Annotated in this window: 14 protein-coding genes; 4 read left to right on the top strand and 10 right to left on the bottom strand. The window is 43.9% G+C overall.

All coding sequences use genetic code 11. From position 1 onward, the window contains the following. Window positions 1-325: 325 nt before the first annotated feature. Window positions 326-1,822 (top strand): alanine/glycine:cation symporter family protein, encoded by a 1,497-nt coding sequence (locus LU297_RS07755; protein WP_263077367.1) that lies wholly within the window; start codon window positions 326-328, stop codon window positions 1,820-1,822. A 449-nt stretch (window positions 1,823-2,271) separates the two neighbouring features. Here LU297_RS07755 and LU297_RS07750 read toward each other — a convergent pair whose 3' ends face one another. The 5 genes from LU297_RS07750 to LU297_RS07730 all read right to left on the bottom strand — a co-directional run bounded on the left by LU297_RS07750 (window position 2,272) and on the right by LU297_RS07730 (window position 8,482). After that, window positions 2,272-4,392: a cytochrome c biogenesis protein CcdA gene (locus LU297_RS07750; RefSeq protein WP_263075957.1), complete on the bottom strand. Its 2,121-nt coding sequence runs from the start codon at window positions 4,390-4,392 to the stop codon at window positions 2,272-2,274. A gap of 155 nt (window positions 4,393-4,547) precedes the next feature. Continuing rightward, window positions 4,548-4,673, bottom strand: a complete 126-nt coding sequence (gene cydX / locus LU297_RS07745; RefSeq protein WP_432806251.1) for a cytochrome bd-I oxidase subunit CydX — start codon at window positions 4,671-4,673, stop codon at window positions 4,548-4,550. Window positions 4,674-4,693: 20 nt separating this feature from the next. Continuing rightward, complete coding sequence (gene cydB / locus LU297_RS07740) at window positions 4,694-5,833, bottom strand: cytochrome d ubiquinol oxidase subunit II (protein WP_263075956.1); 1,140 nt, start codon at window positions 5,831-5,833, stop codon at window positions 4,694-4,696. A gap of 10 nt (window positions 5,834-5,843) precedes the next feature. Beyond that, window positions 5,844-7,439 (bottom strand): cytochrome ubiquinol oxidase subunit I, encoded by a 1,596-nt coding sequence (locus LU297_RS07735; RefSeq protein WP_263075955.1) that lies wholly within the window; start codon window positions 7,437-7,439, stop codon window positions 5,844-5,846. 272 nt (window positions 7,440-7,711) lie between these two features. Continuing rightward, window positions 7,712-8,482 carry a rhomboid family intramembrane serine protease gene (locus LU297_RS07730; RefSeq protein WP_263075954.1) on the bottom strand — a complete coding sequence of 257 codons (771 nt, stop codon included), beginning with the start codon at window positions 8,480-8,482 and terminating at the stop codon, window positions 7,712-7,714. A 171-nt stretch (window positions 8,483-8,653) separates the two neighbouring features. On the opposite strand from LU297_RS07730, the gene LU297_RS07725 reads away from it, so the two are divergent. After that, a complete protein-coding gene (locus LU297_RS07725) occupies window positions 8,654-11,206 on the top strand; it encodes a TonB-dependent hemoglobin/transferrin/lactoferrin family receptor (protein WP_263075953.1) in 2,553 nt (850 codons plus the stop codon). 72 nt (window positions 11,207-11,278) lie between these two features. On the opposite strand, the gene LU297_RS07720 is transcribed toward LU297_RS07725, so the two are convergent. Both LU297_RS07720 and LU297_RS07715 read right to left on the bottom strand, forming a co-directional pair. Further along, window positions 11,279-11,668 (bottom strand): rhodanese-like domain-containing protein, encoded by a 390-nt coding sequence (locus LU297_RS07720; RefSeq protein WP_263075952.1) that lies wholly within the window; start codon window positions 11,666-11,668, stop codon window positions 11,279-11,281. Window positions 11,669-11,682: 14 nt separating this feature from the next. Next, complete coding sequence (locus LU297_RS07715) at window positions 11,683-12,024, bottom strand: carboxymuconolactone decarboxylase family protein (protein ID WP_263075951.1); 342 nt, start codon at window positions 12,022-12,024, stop codon at window positions 11,683-11,685. Between the two features lie 119 nt (window positions 12,025-12,143). Here LU297_RS07715 and LU297_RS07710 point away from each other — a divergent pair, with 119 nt between their 5' ends. After that, window positions 12,144-13,052: an AraC family transcriptional regulator gene (locus LU297_RS07710; protein WP_263075950.1), complete on the top strand. Its 909-nt coding sequence runs from the start codon at window positions 12,144-12,146 to the stop codon at window positions 13,050-13,052. A 262-nt stretch (window positions 13,053-13,314) separates the two neighbouring features. Beyond that, on the top strand, window positions 13,315-13,704 hold the full coding sequence (cueR, locus tag LU297_RS07705; protein WP_263077365.1) for a Cu(I)-responsive transcriptional regulator: 390 nt from the start codon (window positions 13,315-13,317) through the stop codon (window positions 13,702-13,704). 83 nt (window positions 13,705-13,787) lie between these two features. Here the strand turns inward: cueR and LU297_RS07700 are convergent, their stop codons facing one another. The 3 genes from LU297_RS07700 to LU297_RS07690 all read right to left on the bottom strand — a co-directional run bounded on the left by LU297_RS07700 (window position 13,788) and on the right by LU297_RS07690 (window position 17,209). Then, entirely contained in the window at window positions 13,788-15,224 is a 1,437-nt protein-coding gene (locus LU297_RS07700; protein ID WP_263075949.1) for a peptide MFS transporter, read from the bottom strand. Between the two features lie 338 nt (window positions 15,225-15,562). Further along, window positions 15,563-16,405 (bottom strand): NADPH-dependent 7-cyano-7-deazaguanine reductase QueF, encoded by an 843-nt coding sequence (gene queF / locus LU297_RS07695; RefSeq protein ID WP_263075948.1) that lies wholly within the window; start codon window positions 16,403-16,405, stop codon window positions 15,563-15,565. Between the two features lie 27 nt (window positions 16,406-16,432). After that, complete coding sequence (locus tag LU297_RS07690; protein WP_263075947.1) at window positions 16,433-17,209, bottom strand: ABC transporter permease; 777 nt, start codon at window positions 17,207-17,209, stop codon at window positions 16,433-16,435. Window positions 17,210-17,275: the final 66 nt, after the last annotated feature.

The raw sequence follows: 17,275 nt of genomic DNA, 5'->3' as shown, positions 1-17,275 counted from the left end.
ACAATACTCAATTTATACTCTTTTTTCAATCATCAATTACAAAATATGACAAAAAGCATTTTATGGCAAGCGGTCATTGCATGGGTAAAATACAAAAACCGATGAACAAATTCAAAAAATAATAAACATTATCTATAAATTGTAACTTTTTACAAAAAATTGTAATTTTTGCTGGCTTTTGTTGCAGTTTTGTGGCAAATTGCAAGAATAAAAACTTGTGTCTATCATTATTCAATGGTTGGGCAACAGCAATCATGGAAATACCGCTTGTGTGGCGGACAATGGATTTTATCGTTATTATCACACTTATCACGGAGATACCCAAATGGAAAGTATCATCGATACACTTAATGGAATTATTTGGAGCCCTGCACTGATTTATCTGTGCTTGGCTGCTGGTTTATTTTATTCAATCCTCACTCGTTTAATGCAGGTGCGTCATTTTAAGGAAATGATTCGTCTGCTGTTTGACCGTAATGATTCGCCAGAAGGCATCAGCTCATTTCAAGCACTTGCCATCTCGGTGTCAGGTCGTGTTGGTATGGGTAATATTGCTGGTGTTGCCGCTGCCATCGGATTTGGTGGTCCAGGTGCGGTATTTTGGATGTGGGTTGTGGCATTTTTAGGTGCATCGACCGCTTACATCGAATCAACCCTTGCCCAAATCTACAAAATCAATGACAATGGTCAATATCGTGGCGGTCCTGCCTACTACTTTGAACGCTTTTTTGGCGGTGCTTTTGGTAAGTTTTATGGCTTTATCGTTGCCATTTCGTTCGTCATTTCTTGCGGTCTATTTTTGCCCGGTGTACAAGCCAATGGCGTGGTCAAAGCAGTGACGGGCGTGATTGGCGAAGGCAATATGGTTGCCACTTCATTTGGTCATGTTGGCATGAACACCCTGATGATGACGCTTGCCATTGTCTTGATTTTGGGTCTCATCATCTTTGGCGGTGTTAAGCGTATCGCTCGTGTGGCAGAATTTATCGTGCCATTCATGGCGTTAGGCTATATTTTGATGGCGTTACTCATCATTTTGTTTAACATCACCAAACTGCCAGAAGTCATCGGTCTTATCGTTGGCGATGCGTTTACCGCCCAAGCAGGTTTGGGTGCTGCCATCGGCTGGGGTGTCAAGCGTGGTGTCTATTCTAATGAAGCAGGTCAAGGTACAGGTCCTCATCACGCTGCTGCCGCAGAGGTTGCTCACCCTGCTCAGCAAGGCATCGTACAGGCTTTTTCGGTGTATATTGATACACTCTTTGTTTGCTCGGCAACCGCCTTTATGATTTTGATGACTGGCATGTACAACATTCAAGGCACACTGCCAGATGGTCAATTCATCGTCCAAAATGTTGATGCTGCCACTGCCATTAGTACACCAGCCTTTACCCAGATGGCAGTGTCTAGCCTATTTGGTAATTTTGGTAATATCTTTGTGGCGGTTGCGGTGTTCTTCTTCTCATTCACAACCATTATGGCTTATTACTACATAGCCGAGGTAAATATGGCATACCTGACCAAAGGTTCAAAATTGGCAGGCTTTGTCATCAAACTCATCCTCATGTTTGCCGTCTCTTATGGTGCGGTCAATAGTGCAGGCTATATCTGGAATATGGGCGATGTGGGGGTTGGCTTGACAGCTTGGCTAAATATCGTGGGTATCTTGGTGATTTTCTTTATGGCAAAACCTGCCATCATCGCCCTAAGAGACTACGAAGCCCAACAAAAAGCTGGCATCAAAAATTATACTTTTGACCCCGTCAAACTGGGCATCAAAAACGCCACTTTCTGGGAAGAAAAAATCAACAACCAAAAATAATGGCGTTACACCAACAATAAACCCCTATCATTGGGGTTTATTTTTTGGCTGTTATACAAGTCAGATATATTGACTTATCTTTTGGCGGATATCATCTTCTGACAAATCATGATGATAAGATTCATCTGATTGAAAATTGATTGTTTTGGCGGTTTGGTTTGATGGTAAGTCTGTCTTGGGATATTTTATCGCTTCGCTTATTAACCAGTCCGACCAAAACAAAAATCATCAGTTCGTGGCAATGATGCTAAGATGGATAAACATTGTCAGTCTTTTGCACCCAAAAAAGATGAGGGTATTAATTTCAATCAACCCAAATTAACATCAGGTACGCACAAAAAAACACACTCCCAGCCCTGCTTAAAAATACAGCCATTTGATTTTGAATCAAAAACACATCATCAACATGAAAAAAACCACGCCAATATTGCGTGGTTTTTTGTTGGTCATCAAGGCTGGCTAAGTGCTTGCTCAAAATCCTCTCGTTTGGTTTCGCCAAGCAAGACTTGCTTTAATGTGCCTTGTTGATAAATCAGCAATGCAGGTGGTCCAAACAACTGATAGCGAGCCAAGATGGCACGACTGTCTTCTGTTGTCTCAGTGATGTCCAGCTTGACCACCTGATAGTCTGCCAATGCCGCAGGACGGTTGGTGAATAAAGTTCGCTCCATGATACGACATTCGACACACCACTCAGCGGTCACATCGACCAGCGCTTTTTCTCGGCTTGCCAGCACCACATCAAGCTGTGCTAATGAAGTAGCATGAATGTCAGGATAGGCTTGTTGATGTTGGGTTTTTTCAGTAGATTTGAGTGGCTGCCATGCATTGCTAGACCCTTGACTTGCCCCATAAAGCAAACAACCTGCCCAAATTGCTGGCAAAATCGCCAGTAGCTTGAACATCGGTTTGCCAATTTTGTATAGCCAAATCGCCACAACCGCAAACCATACCGCCCACAGCACAAGCATTGCAGGCGATAGCAAAACTCGCTCCACCAAAAGCAGTGCCACACCCAGCAATAGTAACGCACCAAATTCTCGAACCTTGACCATCCAAGCACCTGCTTTGGGCATAAATCTGCCCTGTGCTGCCCCCATCATCATCAAAGGTACAGACATGCCAAGCCCTAGTGCAAATAACGCCAAGAAACCAAAAATCACATTACCGCTGACTGATACTGCGGTCAATGCACCTGCCATCGGTGCTGATACGCAAGGCGATACCACCAAAGCAGATAAAGCACCTGCTAAAAAACTGCCCGACAAACTGCCCAGCTTATCATCAGCCGCCTGAGATTTTGACTGCAAGGCGTGGCTAATCTTGGCAGGCAAACGAATCTCCACCCAGCCTGCCATCATCAGGGCAAATAGCACAAATAATGCTGCTGCACCAATCAATACAGCAGGTCTTTGGAACCAACCAGCAATACCCAATGCCTGACCAAACCACGCAATCGCTGCACCCAGCACCCCGTAAGCGGTCGCAACACCCACGCCATAAGCGGCTGATAGTGCAAAACCACGCTTAGCACTTTGCTGTTTATCGCCTTGTGCAACAATATTGGCAACAATCGGCACCATTGGATAGATACACGGTGTGAATGCAAGCAACAAACCAGCCAAAAATAACAACCCCACCATCAAGATTGGATTGGTCTGATGGCTCTCCATTGCTGGCAACGCATGATTGAGCGGATAGCCACCAGTCGCATTCATATCAACCGCATTGGCAACAGGCGTGCCATCTGATGTTTGCTTGGTTATATCGCTTGGATTGGTGGTAGAAGCGTCATCAGCATTTGTATTTTCAGACGCATCTACCGCAGATGACTGCTGTTTGTCATCGCTGGCTGATTGATTGTCTGTCTTGGAGGCAGATTGCTCGGCTTGCTCATCTTGCTTGGCAGGGATAAAATCAACCGCTTTTGATGATTGCTTGCCAGATGCCTGTGCAGCGGTTTGATTGGCTTGGTTGGTTGTGGCAGTGCTTTCTGCTTTATCGCTTGATGTACCTTTATCAGCCTTTGTGCCTTTCTCCGCTTTGTCTGTCTGAACGGCTTTTTTGTCCGTTTTGGCTTTGTCGCTTGCAGCATTGGCAGATTGAGCGGTCAGATTTAGCCCAACGGTGGTGTTTTCTGGCGGATAACACAGTCCCGCCTTGGCACAGCCTTGCCAACGAAGTGATGCCTGCTCGCTGATATTTTGTTTGCTATTTAGGCGAATGCTGGCAGTAAAATCTTTCTCAAAAACCGCCACACGCCCAAAACTTGGGTCTTCAACCCAGCTGGCATTTTGGTCAAATTGCCACTCGCCTGCGGATACGCCCTCAGGTAATTTTAGAGATAATTTATCTTTATAAATATAATGCTCTGGCGTCACTTTAAATCGTGCAGTCAGTACATCGCCAGACTGCTCCAAAGTCACTCCAAATGCCTGATGGACAGGCAGAAATTTTTGGGCAGGATTTTGTCCAAATAAAGACGACAAGCTGGTTGCCTGTGCTGGCACACCATAAACACCACCCGCCATGGTTAAGGCGGTCAGTATAGCCAATGCTGTTTTTTTCATGATGATTATTCTTAATTGATTATCCAAATGGCATATTTTATCAAAAACAATCGTCCAAACAATGATTATTTTTGGTTATTTTTCTTGCCCAATTCTTACAAAAAAACACCCAAACTCATCAGTCTGGGTGTTTTTATCAATTCTAGGATTGATGATTAAGATTGCTCATCTTGACCAAAAGCACGATTGCGATCGTCTTCAAACTCCGCCCAAACCGCACTCAAAATCGCCAAAAGCACGGCAAATCCCAAGCCTAATATCCACGCAAAATACCACATCATATTCTCCAATGTCTTGATGATTAGTACAGTGATTTCTCATTTTCTTGAATGTATGCTTTGGTCACTTTACCACGCATTACCGCATAGCCCCAGCTGGTATAAGTCACCACCATAGGCAATAAAAATACCACCACAAACAACATAATCATCAAAGTTAAGTGCGATGATACACTATCATACAGCGTCAAACTCATATTTGGGTGGCTAGATGATGGCATCATAAAAGGAAACATTGCCACGCCTGCGGTCGTCACCGTACCCAAAATCGCCAAACTTGATGCCAAAAAAGCCAACAGCGTCTGACGATATTGCAATAAAATCATGGTCAAAATCGCCCCAGTCACGCCCAAAACTGGCAAAATCCACAACAGTGGTGTGGCATGATAATTATCCAGCCAAGCACCCTTTGCCAGCATGACCTGCTTATCCAGCGGTGTCAAAATCGCATTACCGTCCAATGCCGTCAGCAAACGATAACCGTCCAGATTGACTATCCAAAACCCAGCCAGCACAAACAATGCCACAAACAATACGGCAAACAACTGACTTAGTTTGATGGCTCTGTGTTGAATATCGTCCAAAGTGCGATGTGCCAAGAATGTACCGCCCTGCACGGCAATCATACAAAAACTGACCAAACCGCACAATAAAGCAAACGGACTTAATAATTCCCAAAAACTGCCTGTATAGCGAGAAACCAAATACTCATCAAACCCAAACGGCACACCAAGCAGTAAGTTGCCAAATGCCACACCAAAAATCACGGCAGGCACGACAGAACCGACAAATAGCAGCCAATCCCACGCATTTCGCCAAGCGTCATTTTTTATCATGCTGCGATATTTAAAACCCACAGGCTTAAAGAACATCGCCCACAATGCCGCCATCAATGCCCAATAAAATCCGCTAAATGCTGTGGCATAAATCAAAGGAAAAGCGGCAAAAATCGCCCCACCTGCGGTAATGAACCAAACCTGATTACCTTCCCAATGTGCCCCAATGGTATTGATGATGACTCGTCTTTCGGTGTCATCTTTGCCCACAAATGGCAACAGCGAGCAAATGCCCATATCCTGCCCACCCATGATGGCAAAACCCACCAACAAAATTCCGACCAAAGCCCACCAAATCAGCTTTAAAACTTCATAATCAAATAACATCTAACGCCCCTTAGTTGCTCACATCTGCATTGATGAGTGCGGTTTTTTGTTCGCCATCATATCTGCCTGTGCCAAGACTGGCTGGGCCTAGACGCACATATTTAATCATCAGCGTCATCTCAATGATGAACAAAATCGTATAAAATGCCACAAAACCCGCCAGAGACCATAACACTTGATTTACATCAATATTGGATACCGACAGATGGGTTGGTAACACCCCATAAACCGTCCATGGCTGACGACCATATTCAGCCACAAACCACCCTGCCTCAATGGCAATCCATGGAGCGGGAATCATCATGAGAGCAAATCTTAAAAGCCATTTTTTATGAGCAAAATTGCCTTTTAGCACAAAGAATAAACATAAAGCATATAAGGTCAGCATCAACATTCCCATGCCCACCATCACACGAAATGTCCAAAACATTGGCGTAACACCAGGAATGCTATCATCAACCGCCTGAGCAATCATTTGCGGTGTTACCTGACTCATATCGTCTGTGTATTTTTTTAGCAACAAACCAAAACCCAAGTCCTCTTTGACTTGTTCAAATTGGGCAATCGTCTGTGTTGATGGCTCAATACCTGCTGCCTTATCTGCACGCATTTTATCCAGCAGACTGACGGCAGTCATACCATTTTTGATACGAGCTTCATTGATTTTTTTGATGTCATGAATGCCCAAAATTTCCTTATCCAGCGAGCGAGTACCGATAATACCCATCGCATAAGGGATATGCACCACCCAGTCGTTTTTTTGCTCTTGTTCGTTAATACCAGCAATAATGTTAAAACTGGCTGGGGCAGGCTCTGTTTCCCACATCGCCTCAATGGCTGCCAATTTGGTCTGCTGGGCGTGTCCGATAGAGTAACCCGACTCATCACCCAAAACAATCGTGCTACAAATCGCTGCAAATCCAAACGCCGCCGCCACATGAAAACTGCGTTTGGCAAACGCCACATCACGATTTTTTAGCAGATACCATGCTGACACGCCAAGCACAAATGATGCACCTGTCACATAGCCTGCTGATACTGTGTGGACGAATTTATTTTGAGCATCAGGATTAAAGAAAATCTGTGCAAAACTCACCATCTCCATACGCATGGTTTGGTAGTTGAACTCCGCTCCCACAGGGTTTTGCATCCAGCCATTTGCCACCAAAATCCACAAGGCTGACAAACTTGTACCCAACGCCATCAAGACAGTCGTAACAAAATGCTGCAAGCGAGACATCTTATCCCAGCCAAAGAAAAACAGCCCCACCATCGTTGATTCCAAAAAGAACGCCATCAATCCCTCAATGGCAAGCGGTGCACCAAAAATATCGCCCACATAATGTGAATAATACGCCCAGTTTGTCCCAAACTGAAACTCCATCGTGATGCCTGTTGTGACACCAAGTACAAAGTTGATGCCAAATAACTTACCCCAAAAACGGGTCATATCTTTCCAAATCTGCTTACCTGTGGTCAGATAAACCGCCTCCATGATGACCAACAGCCAAGTCATGCCAAGCGTCAAAGGCACAAATAAAAAATGAAACAATGCCGTAACAGCAAACTGCAACCGAGAAATATCGACCAAATATTCTGTAATCACACCAAGACCCCCTATGCACAGAAAGCCAATAAAAAACGCCACCAGAAATCCCAAGCCAAAGGCTCTTAGTCCCTGATGACGCAGTTATGCTAATATATTACTGATGACTTGCCCTAAATCATGTGATAAATCTGTTCAGATTTTATCCAAAGATTGACAAATCTTGACAGGCATTATAGCAGAAGTTATTTTTAAAAAGACGCCAAGCGTTATTGAAATTTTTTAATACCCCCATTAAAAAATGCAATAGCCACAGCACCTGCATGGATAAACTAAGATAGCAATACCATCATCTCGCCTTGCAACACCCACCAAAATCCTGTAAACACCATCAACAGCACCAATGATACTGCCCAAAAATATGGCAATCCACGCTGCTCATTGTGCTTTTTATGTTGTAATGCAAACGCCACACCAAGCAAGCCGCCGACCAAAAGACCGCCTATATGTCCTGCATTATCCACACCATCAACCGCAAATCCCATCACTAGGTTTAGCCCCATCACCATCGCCAGATGTTTGATGCTGATGTATCTTGCTTGCCAAGTTTTTAGCCAAGCCGCCATCAATATCGCCATACCAAGCCCCATGATGCCACCAGACGCTCCTGCACTCACAATCGCTTGCCCGCCTGCCTGTATTTGCCACCAAGTCACCAATAATGTCAAACAACTACCACCAATCACTGACCATAAAAATATCAGCAAAAATTGCCATCGACCAAAAATCAGCTCGCCTGCTTGCCCAAAATAATACATCGCAAAACTATTGAACAACAGATGAATGATACCAATGTGCAAAAAGCCACTGCTGATGAGTCGCCATGGTTCATAGGTCAAAGAAAGCGGTAAAAAATTTGCCCCAAAACGCACCAAATCCCGATTGCTTGGATTGTCAATACTGACCCCAAAAATCCATTGAATGACTGCCGATAATACAAAAATTATCAATAAAATCAAAGTGATGGGTGTATGTCGCCACAGTGTCTGTATGTTCATTATGCGTTGGTCTTGATTGATGATTTTGGAAAAATGATTTGGCATTGTATCACAATTTTACCAAGAAACTAACACTCATAAGAAAACAAACAAAAATGATAGCAATTATTATTTACATAAAAAATTTTTTATAATATAATCCGCTCATCTAACAAGATTCTTACTATTTTGTAACTTTTTAGCAATATACCAAAGATGACTTATCAAGGAATCGTTATGGCACAATCCACACATTTAGCTAAATATTCAATGCTAACTCTATCAATATTGATGGCACTGCATGCTCACGCTGATGATACAGCCAGCGTTCAAGAAACCGATTTAGGCACACAAAAAATCATCATCAATAAAACTTTAAACAAAAAAGTTGGCGAAAGCACCTTAACCGCAGAACAATTATCAGAACAAAATGCCCAAGACGCTCACGATTTGGTGCGTTATCACACCGAAGTTGATGTGGCGGAAGTGGGTCGTTATGGCAATAAAGGCTTTGCCATTCGTGGTGTGGACGGCAACCGTGTGGCGATGAACATCGATGGCGTGGGATTGCCCGAAGTTGAGATTAACGAGATTTTTTCGCCTTATGGTTATATGTATGAAGGGCGTTTTAATCCAGACCTTGACATGATGCGTGGCGTGCGTATCGCTGCTGGTGCTGATAGCGTATTGACAGGCTCTGGTGCAGTTGGCGGTTCTATCTCTTATCAAACCAAAGAACCAAGAGACCTCATCAATCATCACGAGAACTTTGGTGGCTATGTCAAAACTGGCTATGCCAGCAAAAACAGTGAAAAATCCATCAGTGCAGGTCTTGCTTTTGCCAACGAGCAAGTAGAAGCCTTGCTCACCTACACTCACAAAGAAGGCAATGAAACCAAAAACCACGCCATGCGTCGCTTTGATGGCGACCAACTGTCCGTTGGTTATACTTTTTCTGCCGAAGACATGCCAGGACGACTAAAATCACTGCTGTACCCAAACCCAATGTCTTTTAATCGTGATGCCCTGCTTGGTAAGTTTTATTATCATGTTAATGAGCGTCATCGCTTGGGATTGCACGGGCTGTATCAAAGACAACGCACGCACATGAATACCGATATTAACGCCAGCTTCGGTAGTCGCACCAGTGTCGATCCACGCCGTGCCAAAGACAAAGAGGAGCTTGAAAGCTACGGCATCAATTACCGCTATCAACCAGACAACGCTTGGCTGCACGAAGCAACTTTGGGCTACACCAGAAGTGATGTGACAGGCTTGGCGGACACTTGGATTTATGACCGCTCTTGGAGTGGTGATGAGGTCACTTTTGATTATCGTGAATATCGCCCTACCAAAACCGAAACCAACCAATACCAACTTAATCTACAAAGCTCGCCTTTTGAATTGAGTCGTGCTGGCGAACACCGTCTGTCTTTAACTGCATCTGCAATCAAGGCTGATCGCACCACATCAGCCAGCGTCCTAAAAGAAGATGGTTCACTCAACTATCTAAACCACCCGTTCGTCGATGTCAAAAAGAACAGCCATCACATTGCCATCAGCGACCAAATCTCTTTTGGTAATCGCTTGCAAGCCTTGCTGGGTATTCGTTATGATAACTTTAAATACACACCATACTTTCAAAACGATGTCTTTGGTGCTGACGAAAATGCTCGTATCCATCAGACCTGCGTAACCAACAATGCCTTAGGTGGATTTTGTGATGCTTATCGAGCAGGCGACCATCTAAACAAAACAAAATTTAGCCACACCAGTTGGAGTGGTATGCTAAATTATCAGCTCATTCCCGAAAAGCTAACCACTCGTTATAAGATTGGCACAGGTTTTCTTGCCCCGACTGGCACACAGATTTATCGCAATTTTCAGGGTTTAGGCGTGCTTGAAGTGCCAAATTACGCCCTAAAACCAGAAACCTCGCTCAACCAAGAACTTGAATTTGAATTTAAGCCTGCCGCCAACACTTCGCTGACCGCATCTGGCTATCTATCCAATTACAAGAACTTCATTCACACCAAGTTTTGGGAAGGAGAAACGGGCGGTTGTAATGGTCGTGCCACCTGCTTACAGTCCACCAATTTGGACAAAGCCAAAGTGTATGGCTTTAAACTGGGCATCAAAAGCGATATTTCTGATAAGCTAAATCTTGATGGCAAGCTCAATCTGACGGCTGATTATCATATCGCCAAAGACAGTGCGACTGTTGAAAGCGACCATGATGGCACTTTTAAAATCAATACGCTGGCGGCCACACCAAGCAGCTTTATCCTAGGGGCAGATTATGTGTCGCCAAATCAAGATTGGCAGTTGCACACTCGTGTGCGTGGTCTGATGCGTAAAAAAGCCAAAGACACCAAAACGCTGGAAGTTGCCCCAACTTATGACATTAAGACTGTTAATTGCCCTTATGTGGGTTATGAGTATTATTGTTCATATGATGGCTACACCCAAGATGAAAGCGGTGCTTGGACAAAAACCGAACGCACTCGCACAGGTTATGCTGAATATGTCGATACCTACAAACACGCCAATCGTAGCAAAAACGCCATCTTGGTTGATGTGTATGGCAGCCGTAAATTTGGCAAAGATAAACAATTAACCCTCAATGCAGGTGTTTATAATCTGACCAATGTCAAATACATTCCTTGGGAAAGCCTAAGAATGTTTAGCAACGCCAATGTCAATAACATGGTTGATGCAGATGGATACGGCTTTGCTCGTTATACCGCTCCTGGTCGTAACTATGCCTTGTCGCTGACTTATGAGTTTTAATTAAACCGACACAAAAAATCCCAATACCATCAACTGTATTGGGATTTTTTTGGATGAATGAGGCATAAAAGGTTATTTTAGACCTTGCTTCACCAAATCATCATAAGCACCATGATTGGTAACATTGGTATAACCCATTGATTTTAGCGTCTGCAAAGCAGCTTCGGCACGACGACCAGAACGGCAATACAGATGAATCGGCTCGTCTTTATTAGGGGCGACTGAGGCGATTTGTTCGCCAATTTGCGTATGAGCAATGTTGATGGCATTGCTTAGATGACCTTCGCTATACTCCTCAGCACTTCGCACATCAATCCAAAGACCCTTGGCGTGCTCAGCAGTAGCAGGTTGCACTTGGGTATCTGCCGAAGTTTGTGCTGTGACCTCAGATTTTGGCTGACTGCACGCCAACACCGCAACTGGCAAAATCAATCCCGTTATTGCAAGAACAGATTTTTTCATCATCTACCCCCTTCTTAGCCTTGATGAGCTTCCACAGATTCTAAGGCACGCAAAGCATACGCATAAGCTGCACCTGCATTCAAAGAGATGGCTGTTGCCAACGCACCAGCGATTTCACTCTCGGTTGCACCAGCTGCCAATGCTTTTTCGGTATGCACAGCGATACAGCTTTCACAGCGAGTGGTGATAGAAACTGCGATGGCAATCAGCTCACGAGTTTTGGCATCTAGGCTTTCTGCTGCTGCCGCTTGGTCAAGCGTGGCATAGGCTTCTAGCATTTTTGGATGAGTTTTGCCAAGCTTACCAAAAGATTGTTTGGTGTGGCGACTGATGTGTTTCCAATCTGCAAATGACATAATAAACTCCTAAAAAGTAAAAAGGATATGAGTATAATAGCGTATTTTTTTGGGTAAATCCTATCAAATCGTTCCAAATTACAGTACAATTATCTCAAATCCCTGACGATGCAATCACGATGGACATTCTAGATAAATTACTCAATTTCGCCCAAATCACCGGTGGCGTAAACATCAAATGCCAATTACATGGCAACTGGCAATTAGACAACACCGCCCAAGATGCCCAAGCTGTCGCCCATATCGTTACCAAAGGCATGGCAAAATTGACGCACGGCGATGAAACTTGGCTGCTTAATGAAGGCGATATTGCCCTATTCCCACGCACGCCAACGCATTGTCTGTATAGCCATACCGAACAACCGCCATCAACAAACACCCAAAAATTTAGCAATCAAGGCGGTTTTGTCATCAATCAAATCGGCGATAGCGACCATGATTGTGAATTATTTTGTTTGCATTTCCATTATGATAGGCACGCTGAGTTGATGTACAGCTTGCCAGAAATGCTGATTTTACACATTGAACAAAGCCCGCTTAGCACGCTCATCGACCTGCTAAAACATGAAGCCAATCAGCCATCACTTGCCAGCGTATCGGTCGTCAATGCTTTATCCATTGTCTTTTTGACAATGATGCTACGCCAATATCTGACCGATAAAAATGCCCAAGTGCTTGGCACGCTCAAAGGCTATCAAGAACCCAGATTGCAGCCGCTCATCAACGCCATCATGCAACACCCTGAGCAAGATTGGCGAATTGAACAAATGAGCGACTTTGCTCATCTGTCTCGCTCGCAGTTGATTCGGCTGTTTCATCAGCATTTGCAGGCGACACCACACGCTTTTGTGCATAAAATCCGCCTGCAAAAAGCAGCAATGCTACTTGCCCAAAGCAATGATTCTGTTCTAAGCATCGCACTATCCACTGGTTTTTTATCCGAGACGCATTTTGGTAAAGCCTTTAAAAGCTACTATCAAATCACGCCCAGTCAATATCGCAACAAAAAACCACCCAACCTAGATTGAGTGGTTCTAAATTCTCTTAGGCTTATTTGCCACAAATGCACGGCTCGCCTTGTGAGCATTTGCAATTTGGATCGCATTTGCTATGGTCTTGGCAGCAGCTGCAAGTACAAGTGCAAGATTGGCTGGTTGTTTCAGTTTGATTTGACATCACACTCTCCTTAAAAAATGGCAAAAAATTTGCCAATGGGTTATTTTTTTAGTATTCTAAACCATAACCTTATGTCAAGGTCAAGCAATTTTAATGTCATTTAACAAACCCACAATGAACATCAGTCAAGCCGCCAAACTAACTCGACTGTCCAGCAAACAGATTCGAGATTACGAAAAAATCGGACTGCTCAACCACCCAGCTCGCAGTGCCTCAGGCTACCGCTGCTATGATGATGGCGACATCAAGCGACTTAAATTCATCGCTCATGCTCGGGCGGTTGGGTTTTCGCTGGCACAGATTCGTACATTGCTTGATTTGCAAAGCAATCCCAATCGAACAAACTGCGAAGTCAAGGCTCTTACCGCCCTGCACATCGCTGAATTGACCGACAAAATCAACGAACTGCAAACCATGAAAAACACCCTGCAAGTCTGGCACGACAGTTGTTTGGGCGATGGCTTGCATCATTGCCCCATCATTACATCACTCGAACAAGATTAGTAACAATACCTTCCATAAATCTGATGCTGCCAATGATAAAAAACCGACTGATGAACCAGTCGGTTTGTTGATTGGGCTGATGATTATTCTGCACCTTGTAGCATTTTTTTCAATACTGGCGAGATGATTAAAAACAGCACACCTGCACCGATACCCATCTTAATCATCAGATAATAATAATCCAGCGTATTTTGTTCGTTAAAGAAATTACCAAATAAGATACCGCCCAAAGTCAAGCCAATCGACAGACCCAAGAAGTTTAATGCCACCATTTGGGTTCTAAAAAAATCAGGTGCAATCTTGGTTGCAAAAGACAATGAAATCGGAGAAATCATCAATTCTGCCACCGTCAAAACACCAAGCGACAGCATATACACCAAGATTGGCATCGGATTACCAGATGTGACATAAGGCACAAAAAAGACGAATGCCAAGCCTGCAATGATGAGTGATAAAGCAAATTTAACAGGGGCTGATGGTGCATTTTTGCCCAATTTTGCCCATAATGCCGACATCACGCCCGCCAATGCAATCACCCAAAAGCTCTGCATTGAGGGTTGCCACGCTGCTGGAAACTCAAACGAACCAAGCATACGGTCTACTGTGGACTCAAAGTACACAATAAGCAGGGTGTAGTTTTGGAAAAACAGCGACCAAAACACGCAAATACACACAAATAATGGTATATAAGCCACGATATGAGAACGTTTGGTGTTGTCGATACGCTTATCACTTAGCAGACGAACAAAATAAATGGCCGCTATCGCAATGACTGTATAAAATAATACCGTTTTGAAGTTTTCTAGCGTCACCAAACCTGCACTGATGATGCCAGCCACGACTGCAATGCCAGCCAGACCAATCATGATGGCCTTACTTTTTTCGCTGGCGGTCAATGGGTTTGGTGCGGTATTATGCCCCAGACTTTTGCGTCCAAAACTGTACTGAGTCAGACCAACCGCCATGCCCACCGCTGCTGCCGCAAAACCATAGTGAAAGCCAACACGACTTTGCAAAATACCTGTTAATAGCGGGCCAAAGAATGCACCAATATTAATCGCCACATAAAAAATCGAAAAGCCAGCATCACGCAAATGCTTGTTTTCATCATTTTCATACAAAGAACCCACCATGGCACTCACAGGTGCTTTTACCCCGCCACTACCGATAGCAACAAAAACAAGACCCAAAATCAGACCTTGCAATCCTGGTACAATCGCCAACAAAATATGTCCAATCATGATGATGATGCCTGAATAAAACAGCGTCCGCTCTGGACCTAAGACACGGTCAGCCACCCAGCCACCACCTAAGGTTGCCAAATAAATACTACCGCTATACGCCCCCATCACACCACCAGCAACTGCTTTATCCATGCCCAAGCCACCATCAGTGATGGCATAGTACATATAAAACATCAAAATCGCCTGCATGCCATAATACGAGAAGCGTTCCCATAGCTCAATGTGGAACAGATTGCCAAGTTGCCTTGGGTGTCCAAAGAACTTTTTATTTTGCATGATATTATCCTTAAAACCTAAATCAGTCTGCCAACGGTCAAACCATTCGCCAAGCAGACAAAAAACAAACCAGACACAACTTATCCATAACGACAAGCTGACTGGTCAAATCAATTTAATGACATAAAATCACTACCATCTTAGCATATTTTTCAAAAAAGCAAATCTTTTTTATCCATATCATTTCATCAAATCTTAGGATTTTTTGCCAAATCGCCCAAAAATCAACCCATTACAGCCATCTACCCATCAATGAGTAATCTCTTATTTATCGCCAAAAACAATAAAACCCAAAAACATTAAATGCCTTTGGGTTTTTGTTATTCTTGACAGCATGACTACTGGCGAACCAAACGCCCAAAATCAGGCAAAGTCTGGTTGAGTACTCGAATTGGGTTGATGTCGATACCACCTCGTCTGGTATAATTTGCCCAGACTGCCATTTGGCTAGGCTGAAAATGCACCAAAAAATCGGCAAAAATCCGCTCTACACATTGCTCATGAAAGCCGTTGTGTTTGCGAAAAGTCAGCACATAAGCCAAAATTTTCTCATAATCAAGCAGCTTGTCTGTCGTGATGGATACTGACAAAGTTCCCCAATCTGGCTGATTGGTCACAGGGCAGTTGCTTCTTAGCAGATTGGTATGAAATTGATAAGTCTTACTCACGCCAGTTTTGGCATCTGCCAGCATTGATGCGTCAATATCATCACTGATTGTTACACCCTGACAATCATTGAGCACCAAATCAATGCACTCGCCCATTGCCGTTGTGATGGCAAATCTTGATGAGTTTAGTGGCTCAATCTGCACCGAGACAATCGCCCCAATGCAGTCTGATAGGTCTTTTTGAATGACGCTTGCCACTTCGTCCAGATGGGCAAAGGTGCTAAAATTAAGGCTGTTTAGGTACAGTTTGAGTGATTTTGACTCAACGATATTAGGCGAATTGGCTGGTATCAAAATTCTGGCTACCGCCACCTGAGAAATGCCGTTGGGATTTAACCAAGACAATTCAAAGGCTTGCCAAATATCCACGCCGACCGCCAATGCTTCGGTATCAATATTCGTCTCTTGATACACCGCTTCACGCCCCAAAGTGCGACTGATGGCGAACAAAACACTTGGGTCATACTGCTGTGGATAGCTGGTTGTCTCGCCCAATACACCGTGAATACTCATAATGTTATCCTTAATAATCCACCAAATTTAGATACGAAGTTTTGAACCATCGGTCAATAAACGATGGCAAATGCCATAAAAAATCACACAAAACGCCAAAATCGCTGCCAAAGACCACCAAACATTCACATCAGAATAGCCCAAAATGCCATAGCGAAACGCATTCACCATATAGACAATGGGGTTGAGCAACGATAGCGTCTGCCAAAATCCTGACAAATTTTCCATCGAATAAAACACCCCGCCCAGATAGGTCAGCGGTGTCAGCACAAAACTTGGAATGATGGAGATGTCATCAAAGGAACGAGCAAAGATCGCATTGATAAAACCACCCAATGAAAACAACACCGAAGTCCCCAAAATGGTCAATAACATCACAGCAACATGTGCCACGCCCAACTTGGTAAAAAACAACGCCACCACAGACACAATCAAGGCAATCATCAAGCCACGAAACACACCGCCTGCCACATAGCCAAGCAAAATGGTGTGCTTGGACGCTGGCGATACCAGTAGCTCCTCAATACTGCCTTGAAATTTCATGCTAAAAAAGCTCGACACCACATTCGAATAGCTGTTTGTGATGACCGCCATCATAATCAGACCTGGCACGATAAACTGCATGTAGGACACACCGCCCATCTGCCCCACTCGACTACCAATCATCTGACCAAAAATCACAAAATACAAGGTCATCGTGATGACAGGTGGTAATAAAGTCTGTGGCCAAATGCGTAAAATGCGTTTGATTTCTTTGAACAAAATGGTGCAAAAAGCAACCCACTGTTTACTAAGATTTGTCATAAAATTCTATCGATTATTATTGTATGATGAACAAGTTTTTTATTCAGGCAATCATGATGATTGATG

Source organism: Moraxella nasicaprae (assembly GCF_025643275.1).
GTDB lineage: Bacteria > Pseudomonadota > Gammaproteobacteria > Pseudomonadales > Moraxellaceae > Moraxella > Moraxella nasicaprae.
This window is presented reverse-complemented; position numbering and strand designations above follow the sequence as displayed.

Coding starts and splice junctions, on each gene's coding strand:
- LU297_RS07755 (WP_263077367.1), top strand. CDS start 326: ATGGAAAGTATCATCGATACACTTAATGGAATTATTTGGAGCCCTGCA.
- LU297_RS07750 (WP_263075957.1), bottom strand. CDS start 4,392: ATGAAAAAAACAGCATTGGCTATACTGACCGCCTTAACCATGGCGGGT.
- cydX (WP_432806251.1), bottom strand. CDS start 4,673: ATGATGTGGTATTTTGCGTGGATATTAGGCTTGGGATTTGCCGTGCTT.
- cydB (WP_263075956.1), bottom strand. CDS start 5,833: ATGTTATTTGATTATGAAGTTTTAAAGCTGATTTGGTGGGCTTTGGTC.
- LU297_RS07730 (WP_263075954.1), bottom strand. CDS start 8,482: ATGCCAAATCATTTTTCCAAAATCATCAATCAAGACCAACGCATAATG.
- LU297_RS07725 (WP_263075953.1), top strand. CDS start 8,654: ATGGCACAATCCACACATTTAGCTAAATATTCAATGCTAACTCTATCA.
- LU297_RS07720 (WP_263075952.1), bottom strand. CDS start 11,668: ATGAAAAAATCTGTTCTTGCAATAACGGGATTGATTTTGCCAGTTGCG.
- LU297_RS07715 (WP_263075951.1), bottom strand. CDS start 12,024: ATGTCATTTGCAGATTGGAAACACATCAGTCGCCACACCAAACAATCT.
- LU297_RS07710 (WP_263075950.1), top strand. CDS start 12,144: ATGGACATTCTAGATAAATTACTCAATTTCGCCCAAATCACCGGTGGC.
- cueR (WP_263077365.1), top strand. CDS start 13,315: ATGAACATCAGTCAAGCCGCCAAACTAACTCGACTGTCCAGCAAACAG.
- LU297_RS07700 (WP_263075949.1), bottom strand. CDS start 15,224: ATGCAAAATAAAAAGTTCTTTGGACACCCAAGGCAACTTGGCAATCTG.
- queF (WP_263075948.1), bottom strand. CDS start 16,405: ATGAGTATTCACGGTGTATTGGGCGAGACAACCAGCTATCCACAGCAG.
- LU297_RS07690 (WP_263075947.1), bottom strand. CDS start 17,209: ATGACAAATCTTAGTAAACAGTGGGTTGCTTTTTGCACCATTTTGTTC.